The following is a 19,361-nucleotide window of genomic DNA, read 5'->3' on the forward strand; positions in this document are numbered from 1 at the left end:
TCTGTCGCGCGGACCCGTGCGGCAGGCCAGGAAGGCAGTGCGATGACCACGACACCCAGCCTCGACGACGCGGTGCTCGCGGCGGCCGCCGCGGAGGACGGTTTCAGCGGTCTCGTCAGCCTCGACGTCCCCGGGCACGATCCGGTGACCCGCGCCTACGGGTATGCCGAGCGCGCGTTCCAGGTGCCGCACACCCGCTCGACCCGCTACGCCCTCGCCAGCGGCGGCAAGACCTTCACCGCTCTCGCGGTGCTGCGGCTGGTGGAGCAGGGGCGACTGCGTCTGGACGAGCCGGTGCGCGGGGTGCTGGGCGAGGATCTGCCGCTCGTGGACGACGCGGTGACGCCCCTGCACCTCCTGACCCACACCTCCGGCATCGGTGACTACCTGGACGAGTCGGCCGGGTGGGAGGTCGACGACTACGTGCTGCCTGTTCCCGTCCACACCCTCGTCGACACCGAGGCCTTCCTGCCGGTGCTCGAGGGCTACCCGCAGGCCTTCGCACCTGGAGAGCGCTTCGCCTACTGCAACGGCGGCTACGTCGTGCTGGCGCTGGTCGTGCAGCGGGTGAGCGGCCAGGGCTACCAGAGGTTCGTCGAGCAGGAGGTCTGCGAGCGGGCCGGGGTGCACAGCACCGGCTTCCTCCGCAGCGACGAGCTCCCCGCGGACGCGGCCCGGGGTTACCTCGACGCCACCGGTCTGCGCACCAACGTCCTGCACCTGCCCGTCCTCGGGAACGGCGACGGCGGCATCTTCAGCACGGCGTCGGACCTGCACCGGTTCTGGGGCGGGTTGCTCGAGGGTCGCGTCGTGGGTCCGCAGCTGCTCGAGCTGCTCACCACGCCTCGGCACGACGTCCCCGACGAAGGGCTGCGGCACGCGGCGGGTGTCTGGCTGCACGCCACCGCACCCCTGCTGGTGATGGAGGGCTGTGACGCCGGGGTGTCGTTCCGGTCCACCCACGACCCGGGGACGGGGGCGACCCTGAGCGTGCTCGGCAACACCTCCACGGGGGCCTGGCCCGTCATCGGCGAGCTCGCCGACCTGCTGGTCGCGGGCTAGCGGTACTGCTAGCCGTCCTGCGGCGGGTCGCTGAGCCGGGCGACCAGGACGTCCAGGCCCGTGCGCGCGGCCTGCTCGGCCAGGCGCACGCGCTCGAGCATCTGCTGAGCCGCCCCGAGGTCCTGGGCCGCGCGCCGCTCGGCCGCACGGCAGGCCTCCACGCCCTCCTCGCGCTCCCTCCGGTCCTCGACCCGGTCGTCCCCGTAGCGCTGGACCTCGGCAGCGGCCAGGTCGACCGCGCGGTCGACCAGAAACCGGTAGGACGCCCGCAGCTTCTTCTCCGTGGTCTTGCGGGCCAGACCGTCGACCTCCTCCTCCACGCCCTGGCGCATGAAGGGCAAGGGGTCGGAGGTGTAGGCCGCCTGGGCCACCGCCTGCTCGGCGGCCGCCCGCCGCTCCTGGGCGTCGGTCAACGCCCGCTGGGCCTCGCGCACGGCGGCGGTCGCCGCCTCGAGGTGCGGCCCGAGGCGCGAGTCGAGCGCATAGGTCAGCTGCTCCCGCTCCCCTGGGTCGAGCCCGTCCGCCATGGCTGCGCCTCCTCCGTGTCCGATGGCCCTACCCTCTCATCCGGGCCGGCCCCGCAGGAGAGGCGTGGCGTGGACAGGACCTGGGGATGGCGGGGCGTGCCCACGCGACCTCAGAAGACCGGCTTGCCCCCCGTCACCCCGAGCACCGTGCCGGAGACGTAGCTCGCCTCGTCGGAGGCCAGGAAGACGTAGGCCGCGGCCACCTCGACCGGGTGCCCGGCGCGACCCAGCGGGGTGTCCGAGCCGAAGCCCTCGACCTTGTCGGCGGACATGGTCGCCGGGATCAGCGGGGTCCAGATCGGGCCGGGAGCCACGGCGTTGACCCGGATACCCCGCTGCCCCAGCTCGGCCGCCAGGTTGACGACGAGGTTGTTGAGCGCGGCCTTGGTGGCGGCGTAGTCGAGCAGGTGGTCGGACGGGGAGTAGGCCTGGATCGAGGTCGTGACGATGATCGACCCGCCCGGGCTCAGCTCCTCGGCCAGCTCCCGGACCAACCAGAACGGCGAGAAGACGTTGGTCGCGAAGGTCTGCTCGATCTGCTCGGGCGGGAACTCCTCGAGCAGGTCGTGGGTCATCTGGTATGCCGCGTTCGCCACCAGCACGTCGAGCCCGCCGAGGGCCTGCACGGCGTCCCGGGCCAGCTGCTCGTTGGCGTCCCGTCGGGTGAGGTCGACGGCGAAGAGATGGCAGGTGCCGCCCGCAGCCTCGACCAGCTCCCGGGTGCGCTCGGCGTCGTCCTGCTCCTGCGGCAGATGGGCCACCGCGACGGCCGCCCCCTCCCGCGCAAAGGTCAGGGCGACAGCGCGACCGATGCCGGAGTCGCCGCCGGTGATGAGCGCCCGCCGGCCGGTGAGGCGGTCCCGGCCGGTCCAGGACTGCTCGCCGTGGTCGGGCTGCGGGTCGAGGTCGGCGACCCGGCCCGGCCAGTCCTGGTGCTGGCCGGGGAGTGCGGACAGGTCTGCTCTGGTCATGGTTCTCCTGGGGAGCGTAGGAAGCGTGGTCGGGTCAGACGTCGCGGGCCCAGTGGCGCAGCGCACCGCAGGCTTCGAGGAAGTCCTGGGGGCCGACGGTCCCCAGGTCCAGGCAGGCCTCGTCGAGGCTGCCGTCGATACCGCCGGCCTCGAGCAACGCCTGGGCACCGGGCAGGTGGCCGATGACCTTGTAGTGGCTGAAGGCGTCCGAGACGAAGTCTCGCGTGGCCGGGTGGCCGGCCAGCTCCTCGGCGCCGGCGCCGTCTCCCAGCAGGGCCACCGCGTCGAAGAGCACCGAGGGGGCGCCGTCGATCTTGTGGTCCACGGGGCGGCGCGCGCCGTCCGCGAGGGTGACCCCGCCCACCTTGAGGCCGATGGTCTCGACCAGGGCCCCGCCCTGCTCGAAGGTGTCCCGCAGCCCGTCCAGCACCGAGGCCTCGACCCCGTCGGTCACGAGGATCCCGAGCTTGCGCCCGGCGAAGCTCTCCGGCGCCCGCGTCATCATGCTCAGCGCCGGGGACTCCGGCAGGTCGTGCCTCGGGGCACGGTGCGCCTCGGTGGCCTCCGGGAGCTCCATGCCCAGCCCGTCGGCGACGCCGGCCGCGAGCTCCTCGTCCACGTTGCGCAGGTTGGCCACGACCCGCGTGCGGATCTGCGGGATCTCGCACTTGGAGAGCTCGAAGACGAAGGCCATCCGGATGTGCTGCTGCTCGGTCGCGCTCTGGCTGCGCCAGAACTGCCCGGCCTGGGAGTAGTGGTCGGCGAAGGACTCCGGCCGGGTGCGTCGGGTGTCGCCGCTCTCGTGCCGGGCCACGCTGCGGTAGCCCCGCTCGGCGTCCGCGCGAGGACCGGCGGCCGCCCCGGTGAAGGAGTTGGGCTCGTAGGTGGCGCGGCCGGACTGCGCGCCGGTCTGCATGTGCCCGTCCCGCTGGAAGTGGGCCACCGGGCACCGGGGGGCGTTGATGGGCAGCTGGGTGAAGTTGGGGCTGCCGAGCCGCTTGAGCTGGGTGTCGAGGTAGGAGAAGTTGCGGCCCTGCAGCAGCGGGTCGTTGGTGAAGTCGATCCCGCGGACGATGTTCTGGGTGCAGAAGGCCACCTGCTCGGTCTCGCTGAAGACGTTGTCCACCGTCTTCTCCAGGCGCAGGGTGCCGATGACCCGCAGCGGTACCTGCTCCTCGGGGATGACCTTGGTCGCGTCCAGGACGTCGAACTCGAACTGGTCGGCGAACTCGTCGTCGAAGGTCTGCACGGCGAGTTCCCACTCCGGCAGGTCACCGTTGTTGATGGCCTGCCACAGGTCCTTGCGGTGGAAGTCGGGGTCCGCGCCGTTGATCTTCACCGCCTCGTTCCACACGACCGACTGCAGGCCCTGGCGGGGGACCCAGTGGAACTTCACGTAGGTGCTGCGCCCGTCCGCGTCGACGAACCGGAAGGTGTGCACGCCGAACCCCTGCATGAAGCGGAACGACCGGGGGATGGCGCGGTCCGACATCTGCCACAGCAGCATGTGCGTGGACTCCGGCATCAGCCCGGCGAAGTCCCAGAAGGTGTCGTGCGCGGACTGGGCCTGCGGCCAGCCCCGGTCCTGCTCCTCCTTCACCGCGTGGACGAGGTCGGGGAACTTCACCGCGTCCTGCACGAAGAACACGGGGATGTTGTTGCCCACGAGGTCCCAGTTGCCCTCGTCGGTGTAGAACTTCACCGCGAACCCGCGCACGTCGCGGGCGAGGTCGAAGGAGCCCAGGTTGCCGGCGACCGTGGAGAACCGGACGAAGACCGGGGTCTGCTTGCCCGCCTCGGCGAACAGCGAGGCGCAGGTCAGGTCGGAGAGGTCCTCGGCCGCCGTGAAGGTGCCGTGGGCGCCGTACCCGCGGGCGTGGACCACCCGCTCCGGGATGCGCTCGTGGTCGAAGTGGAAGATCTTCTCGCGCAGCGCGAAGTCCTCGAGCAGGGTCGGACCGCGCTGCCCCGCCGTGAGGGAGTTCTGGTCGTCCGCCAGAGGCAGGCCCTGAGCGGTGGTGAGGACCTGCTGGTCCGGGCCCGGCTGCTGGTGCAGCTCGCCGCCCTGCCCCGGCTGGGTCCGTTCCGTGTAGACCGGGTTGTCGGCGGCCTGACCCGCGGTGCTGGGGGTCGGCGGGCGGGGCACCTCCGGTGCCGGCGGGTAGGAGGGCGCGGCCGGCTGGTGCCGGTGCGCTGCGGATGTCGGGGTGGCGGCGTCGCCGTCGCGGTGGCCCATGTCGATCTCCTCGGTCGTCGGGGCGTGCCCCGGCGACGTCGACAGCCGGCGGCACGAACTCCCTCGACGCTAGCCACCGCGGTGCCGTCGCGCGCGCTCAGCCGCCAGGGGGCCGACGGGCGGATCACGGCACGAGGGGCAGCATCCTCGTCAGGTCCGCGCGGATCGCCGCCGGACGGGTGGTGGGGGCGTAGCGCTGGAGCACCTGGCCGTCCGGGCCCACGAGGAACTTGGTGAAGTTCCAGCTGATCCGCCCTCCCAGCAGCCCCTTCTTCTGCCGCTTGAGCCACCGGTAGAGGGGGTGCGCGCCAGAGCCGTTGACCTCGACCTTGGCGAACATCGGGAAGGTCACGCCGTAGTTGCGGTGGCAGAAGTCGCCGATCTCCTCGGCATCACCGGGCTCCTGACCGCCGAACTGGTTGCACGGGAAACCGAGCACCACCAGTCCGTCGTCGGCCAGCTCGGCGTAGAGCTCCTCGAGGCCGGCGAGCTGCGGGGTCAGGCCGCACCCGCTGGCGGTGTTGACCACGAGCACGGCCCGCCCGGCGTAGTCGCCGAGGTCCCGCTGCTCTCCGGCGAGGGTCTCGGCGGTGAAGTCGTGCAGGCTCCTCACGCGCGTTGCTCGTCGTCGCCGAGAGCCGCCTTCCCGGCCTTGTCGGAGGCGGAGCGGATCTGGCTGGAGTACTTCCCCTTGGTCTGCCGGTCGGCGAAGCCGGCGGCCTTGTCCAGGTAGGACTGCGTCTTCTCCGGATTCTTGCGGGCGAAGCGGCGGGCCGCGTCGGCGGCGGCGCCGAGGGCGGCGATCTTGCGGAACGGCATACGGGAACCTCTGCTCGACGGGTGTGACGGAACTGTCACCTGCTCAACGCACCAGCACACCACATGTTTCCGCCCGCCGGCGCCGACCGGGGCAGCACGCCGCGCGCCGTGTGCCGGCGCCTCCTACGGTGGGGTCATGCAGATCGGATTCAAGCTCTTCGCCGAGAACTTCTCCCCCACCGAGCTCGTCCGGCAGGCCGTGGAGGCCGAGCGGGCCGGCTTCGACTTCGTCGAGATCAGCGACCATTTCCACCCCTGGCTGCCCGAGCACGAGCACTCCCCGTTCGCCTGGTCGGTGCTCGCCGCCATCGCCGCCTCGACCGAGCGCATCGGCCTGGCGACGGGGGTCACCTGCCCCACGATCCGCTACCACCCGGCGATCATCGCGCAGGCCGCCGCGACCACCCAGATCCTCTCCGGTGGGCGCTTCACCCTCGGAGTGGGCTCCGGCGAGCGGCTCAACGAGCACGTCGTCGGCCAGGGCTGGCCGGAGGTGCGGGACCGCCACCAGCTGCTCCGTGAGGCGCTGGAGATCATCCGGCTGCTCTGGCAGGGCGGCTACCACTCCTACCGTGGGGAGTTCCTCACCCTGGAGGACGCCCGCGTCTTCGACCTGCCCGAGACCCTGCCGGAGATCATCGTGGCCATCGGTGGGCCGCAGGCGGCCCGCCTGGCCGCCGAGCACGGCGACGGCATCTTCACGACCGACCCCGACGCCTCGCTCATCGAGGCCTTCGAGCAGGCTGGTGGCTCCGGGCCGCGCTACACCGAGGTGCCGCTCGCCTGGGCCCCGGACGCACAGGCGGCCGCCGAGTCCGCCCACCGCATGTTCCGCTTCGGCCTCGGCAGCTGGCGGGTCAACAGCGAGCTGCCCAACCCAGCTCACTTCGACGCCGCGACCCAGTTCATCACCCCGGACTCGATGCGCGAGGTCTTCGCCTGCGGCCCCGACGTGGAGCGTCACCTGGAGGTGGCTCGGCAGTTCTCCGACGCGGGCTTCGACCGGCTCGCCCTCATCAGCGCCGGGCCGGACGTCGACGGCTTCATGCGCTTCTTCACCGACGAGCTGCGGCCGCGGCTCCAGGAGCTGTCGACGTAGGACGACGCCTCGGGGCAGGGCGGTGGGGGTGCGACCTCACCGACCTGCAGCCCGTCACCCGCTCGGGTCGCCCCCGCCACGTGCGTGGCTCGGGCACCACGCGTAGCACTCTGCGGGGACATGTGCGTCCGCCCGGAAAATAACGCGACCGGATGGACAGATCTCAGCAGCCTGTGGCCCGTGGGGTTCGTGAGGCTGCAGCCGAGCGGGCCGCTGGTCTGGCGACGGCATGCTTCCATGATGCGCTGTCGGAGGCCGGCCCTCGGGCCCGCCGCACGGATCAGGCCTCGACGACGCAGTCCTCCAGCGGGGTGGAGCAGCACAGCAGGACCTTGTCGGCGGCGATCTCGCGGGGCCGGATCCCGCCACCGTGCCGCATGTCGACGCGGCCCGCGAGCAGCTGGCTCTTGCAGGTGCCGCACACCCCCTCCGCGCAGGACGACGGCAGGCTGAGACCCGCCTGCGCGGCGGCGGCGAGGATGGTCTGTCCGGGGGCGCAGGGCACCTCCCGGCCGCTGCGGGTCAGGGTCACGGTATGCGTCCGCGCGCCGGTCGCGGGGGCGTCGCCGTGGCCGGCCGCGTCGTCGGCCCGCCCCTGGTCGTCCAGCCCGCCGTCACCCTGGAGCACCGCGCCGGCCGGGTCGAGCACGAAGGACTCCTGGTGGCACCGCGCCGGGTCGCAGCCGAGCCCGGCCAGCAGGTCGCGCACGGCGTCCATGTAGGGCGCCGGCCCACAGGTGAACACCTCTCGGGCGGCCGCATCGGGCGCCAGCTCCGCGAGCAGCCCGGCGGTGAGCCGCCCGCGGGCGCCACGCCATACCTCGTCCTCGCCGTCGCCCTCGCAGACCACCGCGACCCGCAGCCACGGCAGGGCCGCCGCGAGGTCCTCGAGCTCGCGGCGGAAGACGATGTCGGCCGGGGTCCGGGCGCTGTGCACGAACACGACGTCGTGCGGCCCCTCGGTGCCCACGAGGGTCCGCAGCATCGACATGAGCGGGGTGATGCCGCTGCCGGCGGAGAGCAACAGGTGCGCCGCCGCCGGGTGCTCGTAGGTGCTGAAGACCCCCATCGGCCCGCTGACCCGCAGCTGGTCCCCGACCCCCAGCCGGTCGTGCAGCCACGTCGACACCGGCCCCTGCCGTTTCACCGTGAGCGTGAGGGTGCCGGTCTGCAGCGGGGAGGAGGCGATGGTGTAGCAGCGGCTGAGCTCCTGGCCGTCCACCTCCGCCGTGACCGTGACGTACTGCCCCGGCCGGAACTCCAGCGCCGCGCCCTCCGGCAGCGCCAGCGTGATGCTGCGCACGTCGTGGGTGACCTGCTCGACGTGGACGCACACCAGCTGCTCGTCGACGTGGTCGCGGTATGCCGTGGCGACCGTCTCCCGGACCAGCACCTCGGTCATCGCGCCAGCTCCTCGCGCAGCCGCGCGACGTACCACGCGACGAAGGACTCCACCTGGCGCTCGCTGGGCGAGTAGGGGCCGGGGACGTAGGCCGGGTCGGCCACGCCCTGCTGGGCGCGGGCGCAGAACTCGGCGTCCTCCTCGTTGGTGTGGTCCCAGACCTGGGTGAGCCGTTCCAGGTCGTAGTCCTCTCCCTCGACGGCGTCCTCGTGGACCAGCCAGGTGGTGCGCACCAGCGTCCGGTCCGCCGCCAGCGGCAGGACCGCGAAGGTCACGACGTGGTCGGAGAGGAAGTGGAACCACCCGTTGGGCTGGGTGTGCACCGAGGCGCGGCCCAGCCGCGGGGTGTCGAAGTCGGCGAGGAGCCGACGGCTGGCCACCGTGCCGTCGAGCGTGTAGGACTCGCCGGCGCCGTCCAGTGCCTCCCGCTGCACCCGGAACGCCGTGACCCGCTGCTCCTCCAGCGCCTCCACCTCGGCGAACGCCATCCCGCGCTCCAGGCAGGCGGTCTCGAGCTCGGCCTCGGCCGCGAGGTAGCGCTGGTGCGCCGGCATGAGCCGGGCCGGGATGCGGTCCGGGTCGTAGCCGTAGGTCGGGAAGAAGGTGCAGGTGAGCTCGGGGTGCCCGCCCTCGCAGTGGTAGCACTCCCGGTTGTTCTCCATCACCAGCTTCCAGTTGGCGTGCTCGACCAGGTCGTGCTGGGCGGCGACCTTGGTGCGCAGCGGCATGTGCGGGTCGAGGTAGGGCGCGATGGTGCCGGTCAGCTCCTCCACGTCGGCCGGCGGCTCGTCGGCGAGGCAGACGAAGACCAGCCCGGACACGGTGCGCACGTGCACCCGCCGCAGCCCGAAGCAGGACCGGTCGAAGGTGGGGGCCTGGTCGCCGGCGTGCAGCAGGGTGCCGTCGGTGGCGTAGGTCCACCGGTGGTAGCCGCAGACGATGTTGCCCACCGATCCGGAGCGCTCGGTGAGCACCCGGGAGCCCCGGTGCCGGCAGACGTTGCGCAGCGCGCTGACCTCCTCGTCGTCGTCGCGCACGATGATCACCGAGTGCGGGCCGAGGTCGACGGTGACGAAGTCGCCGGGCTCGCGGATCTCGGCCTCGGTCGCCACGAAGATCCAGCAGCGGGCCCACACCGCTGCCAGGTCGGCGTCGTAGACCTCCTGACTGGTGTAGAACGCGGCGTCCAGGCTGAAGCCCGGCGCGCGGCGGGCGACGAGCCCGGCGAGGTCGGTCGCCTCGGGGGCGGAGGTCAGGGTGGTCATGGGGTCCTCCTTCGGGTATGCCGCTCAGACGGCCAGGCAGAGGCGCAGGGCGTCGTAGATCGCGGCGTGGATGTTGCGGCTGGCGACCGCGTCGCCGATCCGGAAGAGCTGGAAGCCCCGGGCGGGGCCGGTGGGCAGGGCGGACCCCGCGGCGCCGGCCCCGACCAGCTGGGGCCGGACGTCCAGCAGCGCGGCGTGGTCGACCGCGCCGGCGTTGACCGAGAGCGGCACGAGCTGGTGGTAGAGGTCGTCCAGCGGCAGGGTGCCGTGCTCCACGACCACCTGGTCGACCCGGCGCGACACCTCCGCGCCGGAGTAGTCGTGGCGCAGCCGCGCGACCAGGCCGCCCTCGGGGTGGCGGGTGACCCCGACCAGCCGGGTGGCGAGGGTGACCGCGACCGCGTGCTCGTCGAAGGCCCGCAGGTAGGCCGGGGAGTTCATCCCGCCGACCAGCGGGGCGAGCATCCGCTCGGGCGTGACGAACTCCACCCGCGCCCCCCGGGCGGCGAGCAGCTCGGCGGCGTCCACCCCCGGCTCGGCACCGTTGTCGTCGTAGACGAGCACGGTGCCCCCGGCAGGCACCTCCCCGGCCATGACGTCCCACGTGTCCTTCACCAGCCCGGCGCCCTCGAGGAGGAACTCGTGGTTCGGCATCCCTCCGGTGGCGACGACGACGACGTCCGGCTCCTCCGCGAGCACCGTCTCCACCTCCGCGTAGACGCCGAGGCGGAGGTCCACCCCGAGGTGCTTGAGCTCGCTGACCCGCCAGTCGACGACCCCGATGAGGTCGCGCCGGCGGCCGGGTCGCGAGGCCAGCTTGACCTGCCCCCCGGGCAGGTCGTCGGCCTCGAGGACGACGACGTCGTGCCCGCGCTCGCCGAGCACCCGGCCGGCCTCCAGGCCGGCCGGACCGGCCCCCACGACCACGACCTTGCGACGCGCCGGTGCCGGGGGGACGACGTGGCTCAGGGTGAGCTCGCGCCCGGTCGCCGGGTTGTGCAGGCACTTGGCGTCACCGGACTCGTAGATCGCGTCCAGGCAGTAGTTGGCCCCGACGCAGGGCCGCACCCGGTCCTCCTCGCCCGCGGCGATCTTGGCCACGAGGTAGGGGTCGGCCATCTGCGGGCGGGTCATCCCCACGAGGTCGAGCAGCCCGTCGCGGATCGCGTGCCGGGCGGTGGCCGCGTCGGTGATCCGCGAGGCGTGCATGACGGGGATGTCGACCTCGCGCCGGATCTCCCCGGCGAAGTCGAGGAAGGGCGCGGAGGGGGTGCCCATCGAGGGGATGACCCGGGCGAGCGTCGCGTCGCTCTCGATGGTGCCCTTGATGACGCTGAGGAGGTCGACGCCGTCCTGCGTGAACGCCCGCAGCGCGGTGAGCGCCTCCTCACGCTGCAGCCCGTCGGGCCGGTCCTCGTCCATGGACATGCGGATCGCCAGGACCGGCTCCGGCCCCAGGGCGGCGCGGACCGCGCGGACGACCCGCCGCGGGAACGCCATCCGGTGCTCCAGGGAGCCGCCCCACTCGTCGTCGCGGTGGTTGGTCGCGGGGGAGAGGAAGGCGTCCAGCAGGTGCCCGTAGCTCTGCAGCTCGATGCCGTCCAGGCCGCCCTCGACGCAGCGCTGGGCCGCGCTCACGTAGTCGTCGACGATCCGGTCGAGGTCCCACGCCTCGGCGACCTTGGGGAAGGCCCGGTGCGCCGGCTCGCGCAGCGGCGAGGGGAAGACCGTGGGCAGCCAGTCGGCGGTGTAGTTGCTGGTCCGCCGGCCCAGGTGGGTGACCTGGCACATGACGGCGGCGCCCTCCTCGTGCACGGCGTCGGTGAGGCGGCGCATCCAGGGCACGATCTCGTCGCGGTGCAGCTCGAGGTTGCCGAAGGCCGGCGGGCTGTCGCGGGCCACGACGGCCGAGCCGCCGATCATGGTGAGCCCGACCCCGCCGCGGGCCTTCTCGAGGTGGTAGGCGAGGTAGCGCTCGCGCGGCAGCCCGCCCTCGGCGTAGGCCGGCTCGTGGCTCGTGCTGACGACCCGGTTGCGCAGCCGGAGGCCCTTGATCGTGAAGGGGTCCAGGAGCGGGTCCAGCGTGCGCATACCGCGAGTCTGCGGCGCGGGCGGTCGTGCGCACCAGCGCCGGAAAGTGCACGGTGTCGTGCACACTGGCTGCATGATCGACCGGCGCCTGCAGGTGCTGCGGATGGTGGCGCAGCGCGGCACCGTCACGGGCGCCGCCGAGGCCCTGAGCTACACCCCCTCCGCGGTCTCCCAGCAGCTGCGGACCCTGGGCCGGGAGCTCGGGGTCGAGCTGCTCGTCCACGACGGTCGCGGGGTCCGGCTCAGCCCGGCGGCCCAGGTCCTCCTGGACCGCACCGACGAGCTGGTGTCCCGGTGGGAGGAGATCCGCGCCGAGGTCGCCCGGGTGGCCGAGACCGGCGGCGGGGTGCTGCGACTGGCCGGCTTCTCCACTGCCGCCTCCGCGCTGCTGCCGCCGGTGGCCGCCCGGGTGCGCGCCGAGCTCGGGGGAGAGGTGCAGATCGTCGAGGCCGACCCGGAGGAGTGCTTCGAGCTGCTGCTCACCGGGCGCGCGGACGTGGCGGTCGTCGTCGCGGTCGCCACGCTGCCGGCCAGCACCGACCCGCGCTTCGAGCAGCGCCACCTGCTCGACGACCCGATCGACCTGCTCGTCCCGGAAGGCCACCCGCTGGCGGGGCAGGAGTCGGTCGCCCTGCGGGACCTGGCGGCCGAGCGCTGGATCATGGACCGTCCCGGGCGGCCCTACCACGAGCTGCTCCAGACGGCGTGCACCGGCGCCGGTTTCACGCCGTCCGTCGCGCACTACGCCGCCGAGTGGGACACCGGCGCGGCCCTGGTCGGCGCCGGCCTGGGCATCGCCCTGGTGCCGCGCCTCGCGCACGTCCCCGCGGCCTACCCGGTCGTCCGGGTCCCGCTGCACGGCGACCCCGCCCCGGCCCGGCACCTGCGCACCGGCATCCGTCGCGGCAGTGCCGGCCACCCCTCGGTGGCCGCCGCGCTCCGGGCGCTGGAGGACGTGGCCGCTCCCCGGCGCCGACCCGGCACGGGGCCGGCCGCCCCTCAGCCCGCGTAGGCCTCCCGCGCCAGGGAGAGCAGCTCGTCCAGGACGCTGGGCGGGTCCTCGCGCCACCAGATGAGCAGCACCTCGACGGGTGGGGCGTCGCGGACCGGGCGGAAGACGACGCCGCGCCGGGAGTACTGCGCCGCCGTCGCCTGCGAGGTCAGCCCGACCGCGCGGCCGGCGGCGATGACGGTCAGCCACTCGTCGGTGCCGCGCACCTCGCGCCAGGACCCGGGAGCCTGGTCCGCGGACCACAGGTCGGTCGTGGTGGTCCCGGTGGCGGTGTCCAGCGCCACGGTGCGCCCGGCGAAGTCGGCCAGGCGCAGGCTGCGGCGTCCCGCCAGGTCGTGCTCGGCCGGCAGCGCCGCCATCCGGGACTCGCGCCCCAGCACGGCCGTGGCGATCTGGGAGACCCGCGGGTCGCGGCGGACCACGGCCAGGTCGACCGTGCCCTCGTTGAGCCCGGCGAACCGGGTCGTCGTGTTGACGAAGGACAGCTCCGAACCGGGGTGCCGCCGCGCCCACTCGCGCTGCACGGTGGCGGTGTGCGCGCCGAGGGCCGCCCAGGCATACCCCACCCGCACCTCGCGTCCCTCGTCGTGCGCGGCCCGGACCACGGCCCGCGCCTCCTCGACGCTGGCCCGCGCGTGCCGGAGCACGCGCCGCCCGGCGGTGGTCACGGTGACCACGCGGCCGCCGCGCTGCAGCAGCCGCACCCCGAGCGTGCGCTCCAGGGCGCCGACGTGCCGGGAGACGGACGCCTGCGTGGTGCCCAGCGCGATGGCGGCGTCGGTGAAGGTGCCCTCCTCGACGACGGCGAGGAAGGAGCGCAGGTCGCGCAGGGACACCTCGGGGATCGGCATACGAGAAGTGTATGCAGCGTGCACGCCGTGCATTTTTCGTATGCCTCGCGGGTCCGGAGACTCGGGGGATGTCGATCACCCAGACCCCCGTCAGTGCGCAGGGCGCCGGGTCCGCCGCGGCCCCGGCGACCGCACCGCGTCGCACCAGCCCGCGCGACGTGCTGCTCATGGTGACCGCGGCCACGAGCACGCAGGTCGGGGCGGCCTGGGGCAGTCACGCCTTCGGGGCGATCGGTCCGGCCGGGGTGGTCGCGGTGCGTCAGCTCGTGGCGACCGTGGTGCTGCTGCCGCTCACCCGGCCGGACGTCCGCCGGCTGACCCGGGGGCAGTGGGCACGGGTGGTGTGGCTGGCGGCGATGTTCGCCGGGATGAACCTCGGGCTCTACGCCGCGGTCGAGCGGATCGGGCTGGGGCTGGCGGTGACCCTGGAGTTCCTCGGCCCGCTGGCGGTCGGCCTCCTCGGGTCGAGGTCGGTGCGCGACCTCGCGCTGGCGGCCGTGGCCGGGGTCGGGGTCTACGTCCTCGTGCTGCCGGGGCCCAGCAGCGACTACCTCGGCGTGGCCTTCGGGCTGGGCGCGGCGGCGTGCTGGGGCGGCTACATCCTCGCCAACCGCTCGGTGGGTGCCGCGCTGCCCGGGGTGCAGGGGACGGCGCTCGCGACGGCGGTGTCGGCGACGGCATACCTGCCGGTGCTGGTCTGGTTGGCCCTGACCGACCGGTTCACCCCCGCGGCGCTCGGCTTCGCGGTCGTGGCGGGCGTGCTCTCCACGGTGGTGCCGTACTCCCTCGACCTGCTGGTGCTGCGCCGGGTCACCGCGCCGGTGTTCGGGGTCGCGATGAGCGCCCACCCGGTGCTGGCGGCGCTGGTGGGGATGGTGCTGCTGGGGCAGCCGCTCGCCCTGCACGAGTGGGTGGGCATGGCGCTGGTCGTGGCCGCCAACGCCGTGACGATGTGGGTCTCCGGGCGCCGGCCTGAGGGGTAGCGCCCGCTCCGCCACCGGGCCCGCCGGGCCGGGCTGTCGCGACCGTCGAGGCCGTCGCGACCGTCGAGACCTAGGGTGGTGCGGACGCGACCGACAATCGTGCTCGACCGGTCGGAGGAGGAGGCAGCCGTGGCAGAGCTCGGCGGTGAGGTGAGCCTGCACGTCGACGCACCCCCGGAGCAGGTCTGGGCGCTGGTGAGCGACGTGACCCGGATCGGGGAGTTCAGCCCCGAGACCGTGGCGGGCCGGTGGACCGGCGGCTCGACCGGCCCGGAGGTGGGCGCGACCTTCGCGGGCAAGGTGGTGCGCAACGGGGTCGGGCCGACCTACTGGTCCGCGTGCCGGGTGACCCGGTGCGAGCCGGAGCGCCTCTTCGAGTTCTCGGTCGGGACGAAGAAGGTCGTCGTGAACAACTGGGGCTACCGGCTCCGGCCCTCGGGGGAGGGCACCGAGGTCACGGAGTACTTCCGGCTCGAGCCGATCCTCCCGCTGCGGCTCTACTGGGCCGTGCTCGGCCGCGCCCGCGGCCGCACCAACGAGCAGGGCATGCGGACCACGCTGCAGCGGATGAAGGCGGTCCTCGAGGGGTGACCTCGATGGTGGTGCAGAAACGGTGCGGCACGTCCGTCGCCCTGACGACAGATGTGCCGCACCGTTCCTGCACCAGGGTGGTCAGCCGAGGATCGCGCGCAGCGCGGCGGCGAACTCCGCGGGCCTGCCGGCGGGCCGGCCGTGGAGCTCGCCCATGAAGCCGCCGTGGTCGCCCGGCACCACCACCGCCTCGCCGCCGAGCGCGCGGGCCACCGACCGGGCGGCCCGGGCGGCGAGCGTCTCGCCGGAGTCCTCGCCCACCGCCAGCACGAGCCGGTCGCCCAGGGCGCGCAACCGCTCCAGGTCGGGCTCGTAGGCGGTGCAGGACCGAAGGTTGCGCAGCAGCGGGTCGTCGCGGGTGCCGTCGTCGACCACGGGCAGGCCGAAGGCTGCCGGGTCCGGCGCCGGCCGTCGCAGGTAGGCGTCGTCCAGCTCGCCGTCGACCATCACCAACGGGATGAACCGTGCCATCGCCGCCCCGTGCCCGTCGCGCTCGTAGGCCCGCCGCACGTCCTCGCACGCGGCGAGCACCACCTCGCGGTCCGGCACGAAGGCGGCCAGCGGTGGCTCGTGCGCGACCACGCAACGCACATCCTCCGGGTATGCCGAGGCGTGCGCCAGCGCGTTGACGGCACCCCCGCTCGAGGCGAGGACGTCGACCGGCCCGCCCCCGAGGGCCGCCACGACCCGGTGCAGGTCCTGCGCGTGCTGCTCCGGGGTCAGCGGGCTGGTGCCGGAGGGGTTGCGGCCCGCACCCCGCGGGTCGAGGGTGACCACCGGCCGGTCGTCGATGAGCTCGGCCAGCGCCGCGAACCCGGCCGCGTCCATGGGGGAGGCGAAGGCCAGCAGCACCGGCCGGTCGGGCGAGGCGTCCGCGAGCTGGCCGTGCACGTCATACGTGATGAGGTCCTCGCCCTCGTCCACGGTGCGGGTGAGGGTCCTGCGTGCGGCTGCGGTCATGGGTCCGTCCCGTCCAGGTGGGTGGTCGTGCTCTGCACAGTGAGACACCGCAGGTGCGCCGGACTCATCGCCCTCGACGCGACGAGCCCGAGCACGGTTGACTGGCCCCATGAGCACCGAGCAGACGGACCAGACCGAGCAGCGAGTCGTCAGCGCCACCCGTGAGATCGAGGCCCCCGCCGAGGTGGTCTTCGAGCTGATCGCCGACCCGGCCCGGCAGCCGGAGTGGGACGGCAACGACAACCTGGCCGAGATCGTCCGCGGCGAGCGGGTCCGGGCCGTCGGCGACGTCTTCTCGATGCGCACGACGAACGACAAGGTGCGCGACAACCACGTCGTGACCTTCGAGGAGGGTCGGCTTATCGCCTGGCGTCCCGCGAGCGAGGGCCAGGAGCCGGCCGGGCACGAGTGGGTCTGGGAGGTGGAGCCGCTGGGCGAGGGCCGCAGCCGGGTCACCCACACCTACGACTGGACCGGGCTGACGGACGAGTCCCGGGTGGCCCGGGCCCGCAGCACGACCGCCGACATGCTCCACGCGTCCCTCGACCGGCTCGCCGAGGTCGCCGCCGCGCAGGCCTGACCCGCAGGCCGGGCCGGCCCTACCGGCCGCCCGGCGGGTCGGCCACGCCCGCGTCGGCCCCCGCTAGACTGGAGGAGCCGCTCGTCGTGCGTCCGCCCCCGGACCGGTGCAGCGGCATACCTCCTGACACCACTGATGATCCTGCGAGGACTCGCCCTGTCCATGCTGCCTGCCTCCGCGCCCACCAGCACCCCCGACCCGCACTCGGTCCGTGCCGCGCTGCGCTCCCCGGCGCGCCTGCGCACCGAGATCCTCGCCGGCCTCGTCGTGGCCCTGGCCCTCATCCCCGAGGCCATCTCCTTCTCGGTCATCGCCGGCGTCGACCCTCGGGTCGGGCTGTTCGCCTCCTTCACCATGGCGGTGACCATCGCCGTGGTCGGCGGCCGCCGCGCCATGATCTCGGCGGCGACCGGGGCGATCGCCCTGGTCATCGCCCCGGTGATGGCGCAGCACGGCCTCGACTACCTCATCGCGACCGTGCTCCTCGCCGGTCTGCTCCAGATCGTGCTGTCGGTGGCGGGTGTCGCCCGGCTCATGCGCTTCATCCCGCGCATGGTCATGGTCGGCTTCGTCAACGCCCTGGCCATCCTCATCTTCCTGGCGCAGATCCCCTACCTCGTCGGTGTGCCGTGGCTGGTCTACCCGTTGGTCGGGCTGGGGATCGCCGTCATGGTCCTGCTGCCCCGGGCGACCACGGCCGTCCCGGCACCGCTCGTCGCGATCGTGCTCATCACCGGCATGGCGCTGCTCGCCGGCTGGCGGCTGCCCGACGTCGGTGACGAGGGCCAGCTGCCCGACAGCCTGCCCGCGTTCTTCGTCCCCGACGTCCCGCTGACGTGGGAGACGCTGCAGATCATCGGCCCCTACGCCCTGGCCATGGCCCTGGTCGGGCTCATGGAGTCGCTCATGACCGCCAAGCTGGTCGACGACATCACCGAGACCGGCTCGGACAAGACCCGGGAGGGCTGGGGACAGGGGGTCGCCAACCTCGTCACCGGGGCCTTCGGCGGCATGGGTGGCTGCGCGATGATCGGCCAGACGATGGTCAACGTCCGGGTCTCCGGCGCCCGCACCCGCATCTCGACCTTCCTCGCCGGGGTCTTCCTGCTGGTCCTCGTGGTGGCCCTCGGGGACGTCGTCGCCTCCATCCCCATGGCCGCCCTGGTGGCCGTGATGATCATGGTCGCGGTCGCCACCTTCGACTGGCACTCCATCGCCCCCGCGACCCTGCGGCGGATGCCCAAGAGCGAGAACCTCGTCATGCTCGCCACCGTCGGCACGACGATCGCCACGCACAACCTGGCGATCGGCGTCGTCGTCGGGGTGCTGACCGCCATGGTCGTCTTCGCCCGCCGGGTCGCGCACTTCACCCAGGTGGTCCGGGTGGAGGGCGGCGACGCGGGGACGGCGCGCTACCGCGTGGTCGGAGAGCTCTTCTTCGCCTCCAGCAACGACCTGGTGCACCAGTTCGACTACGCCGGCGACCCGCAGACCGTCGTCATCGACATGAGCGACTCGCACATCTGGGACGCCTCGACGGTCGCCGCGCTGGACGCCATCGAACGCCGGTATGCCGCGCACGGCACCACGGTCCAGATCGAGGGGCTCAACGACGCCAGCCGCGCCCGCCACCAGCAGCTCGCCGGGCACCTCGGGAGCATGTAGCCGCAGGTCACCCGGAGGTCGGGTCCACCCAGGCGGTGAAGACAGGGATCCCGTGCCAGGCCGCCCCGCCCCGGCCGGTGTCCAGGGCGACCGCGACGACGGCGTGCGGACGGTCCAGCCGCAGGTGGATGCGGCGGACGAGCACCTCCTGCTCCTGCGGCATCCCGGTGGCCCGCACCCCCATGCCGGTGACGGCGGCCGCCTCGAACCCGGTGGCGGAGTAGGCGGCGACCGCGGCCTGCCGGGCCTCGGTCTCGGCGGGTTGCTCCTCGGGGCTGACGTAGCGCGCCAGGGACGCCAGCGCGGTGGCGAAGCCCGGGGCGTCGGCCAGGTCGTGCTGCGAGGTCAGCCGCCAGGACGGCACCCATCCGCTCCACTCCTCGACGACGTCCTGGAAGGCGGCGCGGACCTCCCGGTGCTCGCTCACCGTCCAGGCGTGGCCGTCCTCGACCACCTCGACGGCCGCGGGCAGCCGGGGAGAGGCCAGCCCGGCCGCGACCTCGTGCGCCGCGGCGACCACCTGCTCCCGCGGGACCCCGGGGTCCGCGACGACGCTGACCACCGTCAGCCCGGAGGTCGTCGTCGGGGCGATGACCCCGACCGGCCCGGCAGCCGCGGTCCGGACCACCAGGTGGCGCGCGGTCGCCGCGTCGGTGCCGAGGCCACCGTCGTCGAGCTCCTCGAGCGGGGCGCGCCAGGAGATCCTGGTGGCCAGCGCGGAGGCCAGCACGAGCCGGGTCAGCTCGGTGATCTCCAGCGGGAAGGTCTCGATGAGACCGCCGGTGCGCTCGGCCGCCCACCCGTCGGCCCCGGCCTGGTCGGGCAGGGGGCCGTCCTCGACCGCGCCCGGCACCGCCCAGTCGGCGAAGCCCGCCGTGAGCGCCGTGGCGTCGGCCCACCGCGCCACCGCCGTCGTCACCGCCGGGTGCGGGTCCGCGAGCAGGGCGGCCAGCGTCGTCGCCGCCTCGCCCGCCGGGAGCCCGAGCTCCTCCTCGAGGAGGGCGCGGTCCGCCGGCTCCGCCTGGTCGGCGACGAGCGCGAGCAGTAGCCACGCCCCGAGCCCGGACCCCACGCCCGGGCCGGCGACGACGTCGGAGTCGAAGCGCACGGCATACCGGCGGACGGCGGATGCCGGCCCGGTGGCCCTGCCCATGTCGGTGTCCATGGGTCCGATCCTGGCACCTGCCGCGCGGCTGCGTCGGCGGCATAGGCTCGGTGCTGACGGCCCGACCCCGAGGAGCAGCCTG

The 19,361-nt window shown here is 73.7% G+C and carries 18 protein-coding genes; 7 read left to right on the forward strand and 11 right to left on the reverse strand.

Going from position 1 to position 19,361, the window contains the following annotated elements; all coding sequences use genetic code 11:
* The first annotated feature begins 42 nt into the window (after positions 1-42).
* Entirely contained in the window at positions 43-1,062 is a 1,020-nt protein-coding gene (locus Q0795_RS12185; protein ID WP_298890003.1) for a serine hydrolase, read from the forward strand.
* A gap of 8 nt (positions 1,063-1,070) precedes the next feature.
* Here Q0795_RS12185 and Q0795_RS12190 read toward each other — a convergent pair whose 3' ends face one another.
* The 5 genes from Q0795_RS12190 to Q0795_RS12210 form a co-directional block, all read right to left on the reverse strand.
* Complete coding sequence (locus tag Q0795_RS12190) at positions 1,071-1,589, reverse strand: hypothetical protein (protein ID WP_298890005.1); 519 nt, start codon at positions 1,587-1,589, stop codon at positions 1,071-1,073.
* A 110-nt stretch (positions 1,590-1,699) separates the two neighbouring features.
* Positions 1,700-2,560 carry an SDR family oxidoreductase gene (locus tag Q0795_RS12195; RefSeq protein WP_298890006.1) on the reverse strand — a complete coding sequence of 287 codons (861 nt, stop codon included), beginning with the start codon at positions 2,558-2,560 and terminating at the stop codon, positions 1,700-1,702.
* A 34-nt stretch (positions 2,561-2,594) separates the two neighbouring features.
* Complete coding sequence (locus Q0795_RS12200) at positions 2,595-4,796, reverse strand: catalase (protein WP_298890007.1); 2,202 nt, start codon at positions 4,794-4,796, stop codon at positions 2,595-2,597.
* A gap of 124 nt (positions 4,797-4,920) precedes the next feature.
* Positions 4,921-5,409: a glutathione peroxidase gene (locus tag Q0795_RS12205; protein WP_298890008.1), complete on the reverse strand. Its 489-nt coding sequence runs from the start codon at positions 5,407-5,409 to the stop codon at positions 4,921-4,923.
* Positions 5,406-5,615 carry an antitoxin gene (locus Q0795_RS12210; protein WP_298890009.1) on the reverse strand — a complete coding sequence of 70 codons (210 nt, stop codon included), beginning with the start codon at positions 5,613-5,615 and terminating at the stop codon, positions 5,406-5,408. Before Q0795_RS12210 ends, Q0795_RS12205 begins: the two co-directional genes overlap by 4 nt.
* Positions 5,616-5,751: 136 nt before the next feature.
* On the opposite strand from Q0795_RS12210, the gene Q0795_RS12215 reads away from it, so the two are divergent.
* Positions 5,752-6,714: a TIGR03557 family F420-dependent LLM class oxidoreductase gene (locus tag Q0795_RS12215; protein ID WP_298890010.1), complete on the forward strand. Its 963-nt coding sequence runs from the start codon at positions 5,752-5,754 to the stop codon at positions 6,712-6,714.
* 280 nt (positions 6,715-6,994) lie between these two features.
* Here the strand turns inward: Q0795_RS12215 and Q0795_RS12220 are convergent, their stop codons facing one another.
* The 3 genes from Q0795_RS12220 to Q0795_RS12230 are packed head-to-tail and all read right to left on the reverse strand — an operon-like array spanning position 6,995 to position 11,472.
* Positions 6,995-8,116, reverse strand: coding sequence for a hybrid-cluster NAD(P)-dependent oxidoreductase (locus Q0795_RS12220; RefSeq protein WP_298890011.1), 1,122 nt, complete (start codon positions 8,114-8,116; stop codon positions 6,995-6,997).
* Positions 8,113-9,381: an aromatic ring-hydroxylating dioxygenase subunit alpha gene (locus Q0795_RS12225; RefSeq protein ID WP_298890012.1), complete on the reverse strand. Its 1,269-nt coding sequence runs from the start codon at positions 9,379-9,381 to the stop codon at positions 8,113-8,115. The genes Q0795_RS12220 and Q0795_RS12225 overlap by 4 nt, the downstream gene beginning before the upstream one ends.
* 24 nt (positions 9,382-9,405) lie before the next feature.
* The gene (locus Q0795_RS12230) at positions 9,406-11,472 is read right to left on the reverse strand and encodes an NADH:flavin oxidoreductase (protein WP_298890013.1); all 2,067 of its coding nucleotides are present in this window, start codon (positions 11,470-11,472) and stop codon (positions 9,406-9,408) included.
* A gap of 73 nt (positions 11,473-11,545) precedes the next feature.
* Between Q0795_RS12230 and Q0795_RS12235 the strand changes: the two genes are divergently transcribed.
* Complete coding sequence (locus Q0795_RS12235; RefSeq protein ID WP_298890014.1) at positions 11,546-12,484, forward strand: LysR family transcriptional regulator; 939 nt, start codon at positions 11,546-11,548, stop codon at positions 12,482-12,484.
* Here Q0795_RS12235 and Q0795_RS12240 read toward each other — a convergent pair.
* On the reverse strand, positions 12,472-13,335 hold the full coding sequence (locus tag Q0795_RS12240) for a LysR family transcriptional regulator (RefSeq protein ID WP_298890015.1): 864 nt from the start codon (positions 13,333-13,335) through the stop codon (positions 12,472-12,474). The two genes, Q0795_RS12235 and Q0795_RS12240, sit on opposite strands and share 13 nt — an antisense overlap.
* 68 nt (positions 13,336-13,403) lie before the next feature.
* On the opposite strand from Q0795_RS12240, the gene Q0795_RS12245 reads away from it, so the two are divergent.
* Positions 13,404-14,318, forward strand: coding sequence for an EamA family transporter (locus tag Q0795_RS12245; RefSeq protein ID WP_298890016.1), 915 nt, complete (start codon positions 13,404-13,406; stop codon positions 14,316-14,318).
* Between the two features lie 129 nt (positions 14,319-14,447).
* Entirely contained in the window at positions 14,448-14,909 is a 462-nt protein-coding gene (locus tag Q0795_RS12250) for an SRPBCC family protein (RefSeq protein ID WP_298890017.1), read from the forward strand.
* An 81-nt stretch (positions 14,910-14,990) separates the two neighbouring features.
* Here the strand turns inward: Q0795_RS12250 and Q0795_RS12255 are convergent, their stop codons facing one another.
* Entirely contained in the window at positions 14,991-15,869 is an 879-nt protein-coding gene (locus tag Q0795_RS12255) for an alpha/beta hydrolase (protein WP_298890018.1), read from the reverse strand.
* 109 nt (positions 15,870-15,978) lie between these two features.
* Here Q0795_RS12255 and Q0795_RS12260 point away from each other — a divergent pair, with 109 nt between their 5' ends.
* Both Q0795_RS12260 and Q0795_RS12265 read left to right on the forward strand, forming a co-directional pair.
* On the forward strand, positions 15,979-16,449 hold the full coding sequence (locus tag Q0795_RS12260) for an SRPBCC family protein (protein WP_298890019.1): 471 nt from the start codon (positions 15,979-15,981) through the stop codon (positions 16,447-16,449).
* Positions 16,450-16,611: 162 nt separating this feature from the next.
* A complete protein-coding gene (locus tag Q0795_RS12265; RefSeq protein ID WP_298890179.1) occupies positions 16,612-18,114 on the forward strand; it encodes a SulP family inorganic anion transporter in 1,503 nt (500 codons plus the stop codon).
* A 7-nt stretch (positions 18,115-18,121) separates the two neighbouring features.
* Here the strand turns inward: Q0795_RS12265 and Q0795_RS12270 are convergent, their stop codons facing one another.
* A complete protein-coding gene (locus tag Q0795_RS12270) occupies positions 18,122-19,279 on the reverse strand; it encodes a hypothetical protein (RefSeq protein ID WP_298890020.1) in 1,158 nt (385 codons plus the stop codon).
* Positions 19,280-19,361 lie beyond the last annotated feature (82 nt).

It is taken from the genome of uncultured Serinicoccus sp., from assembly GCF_947487915.1.
Lineage (GTDB): Bacteria > Actinomycetota > Actinomycetes > Actinomycetales > Dermatophilaceae > Ornithinicoccus.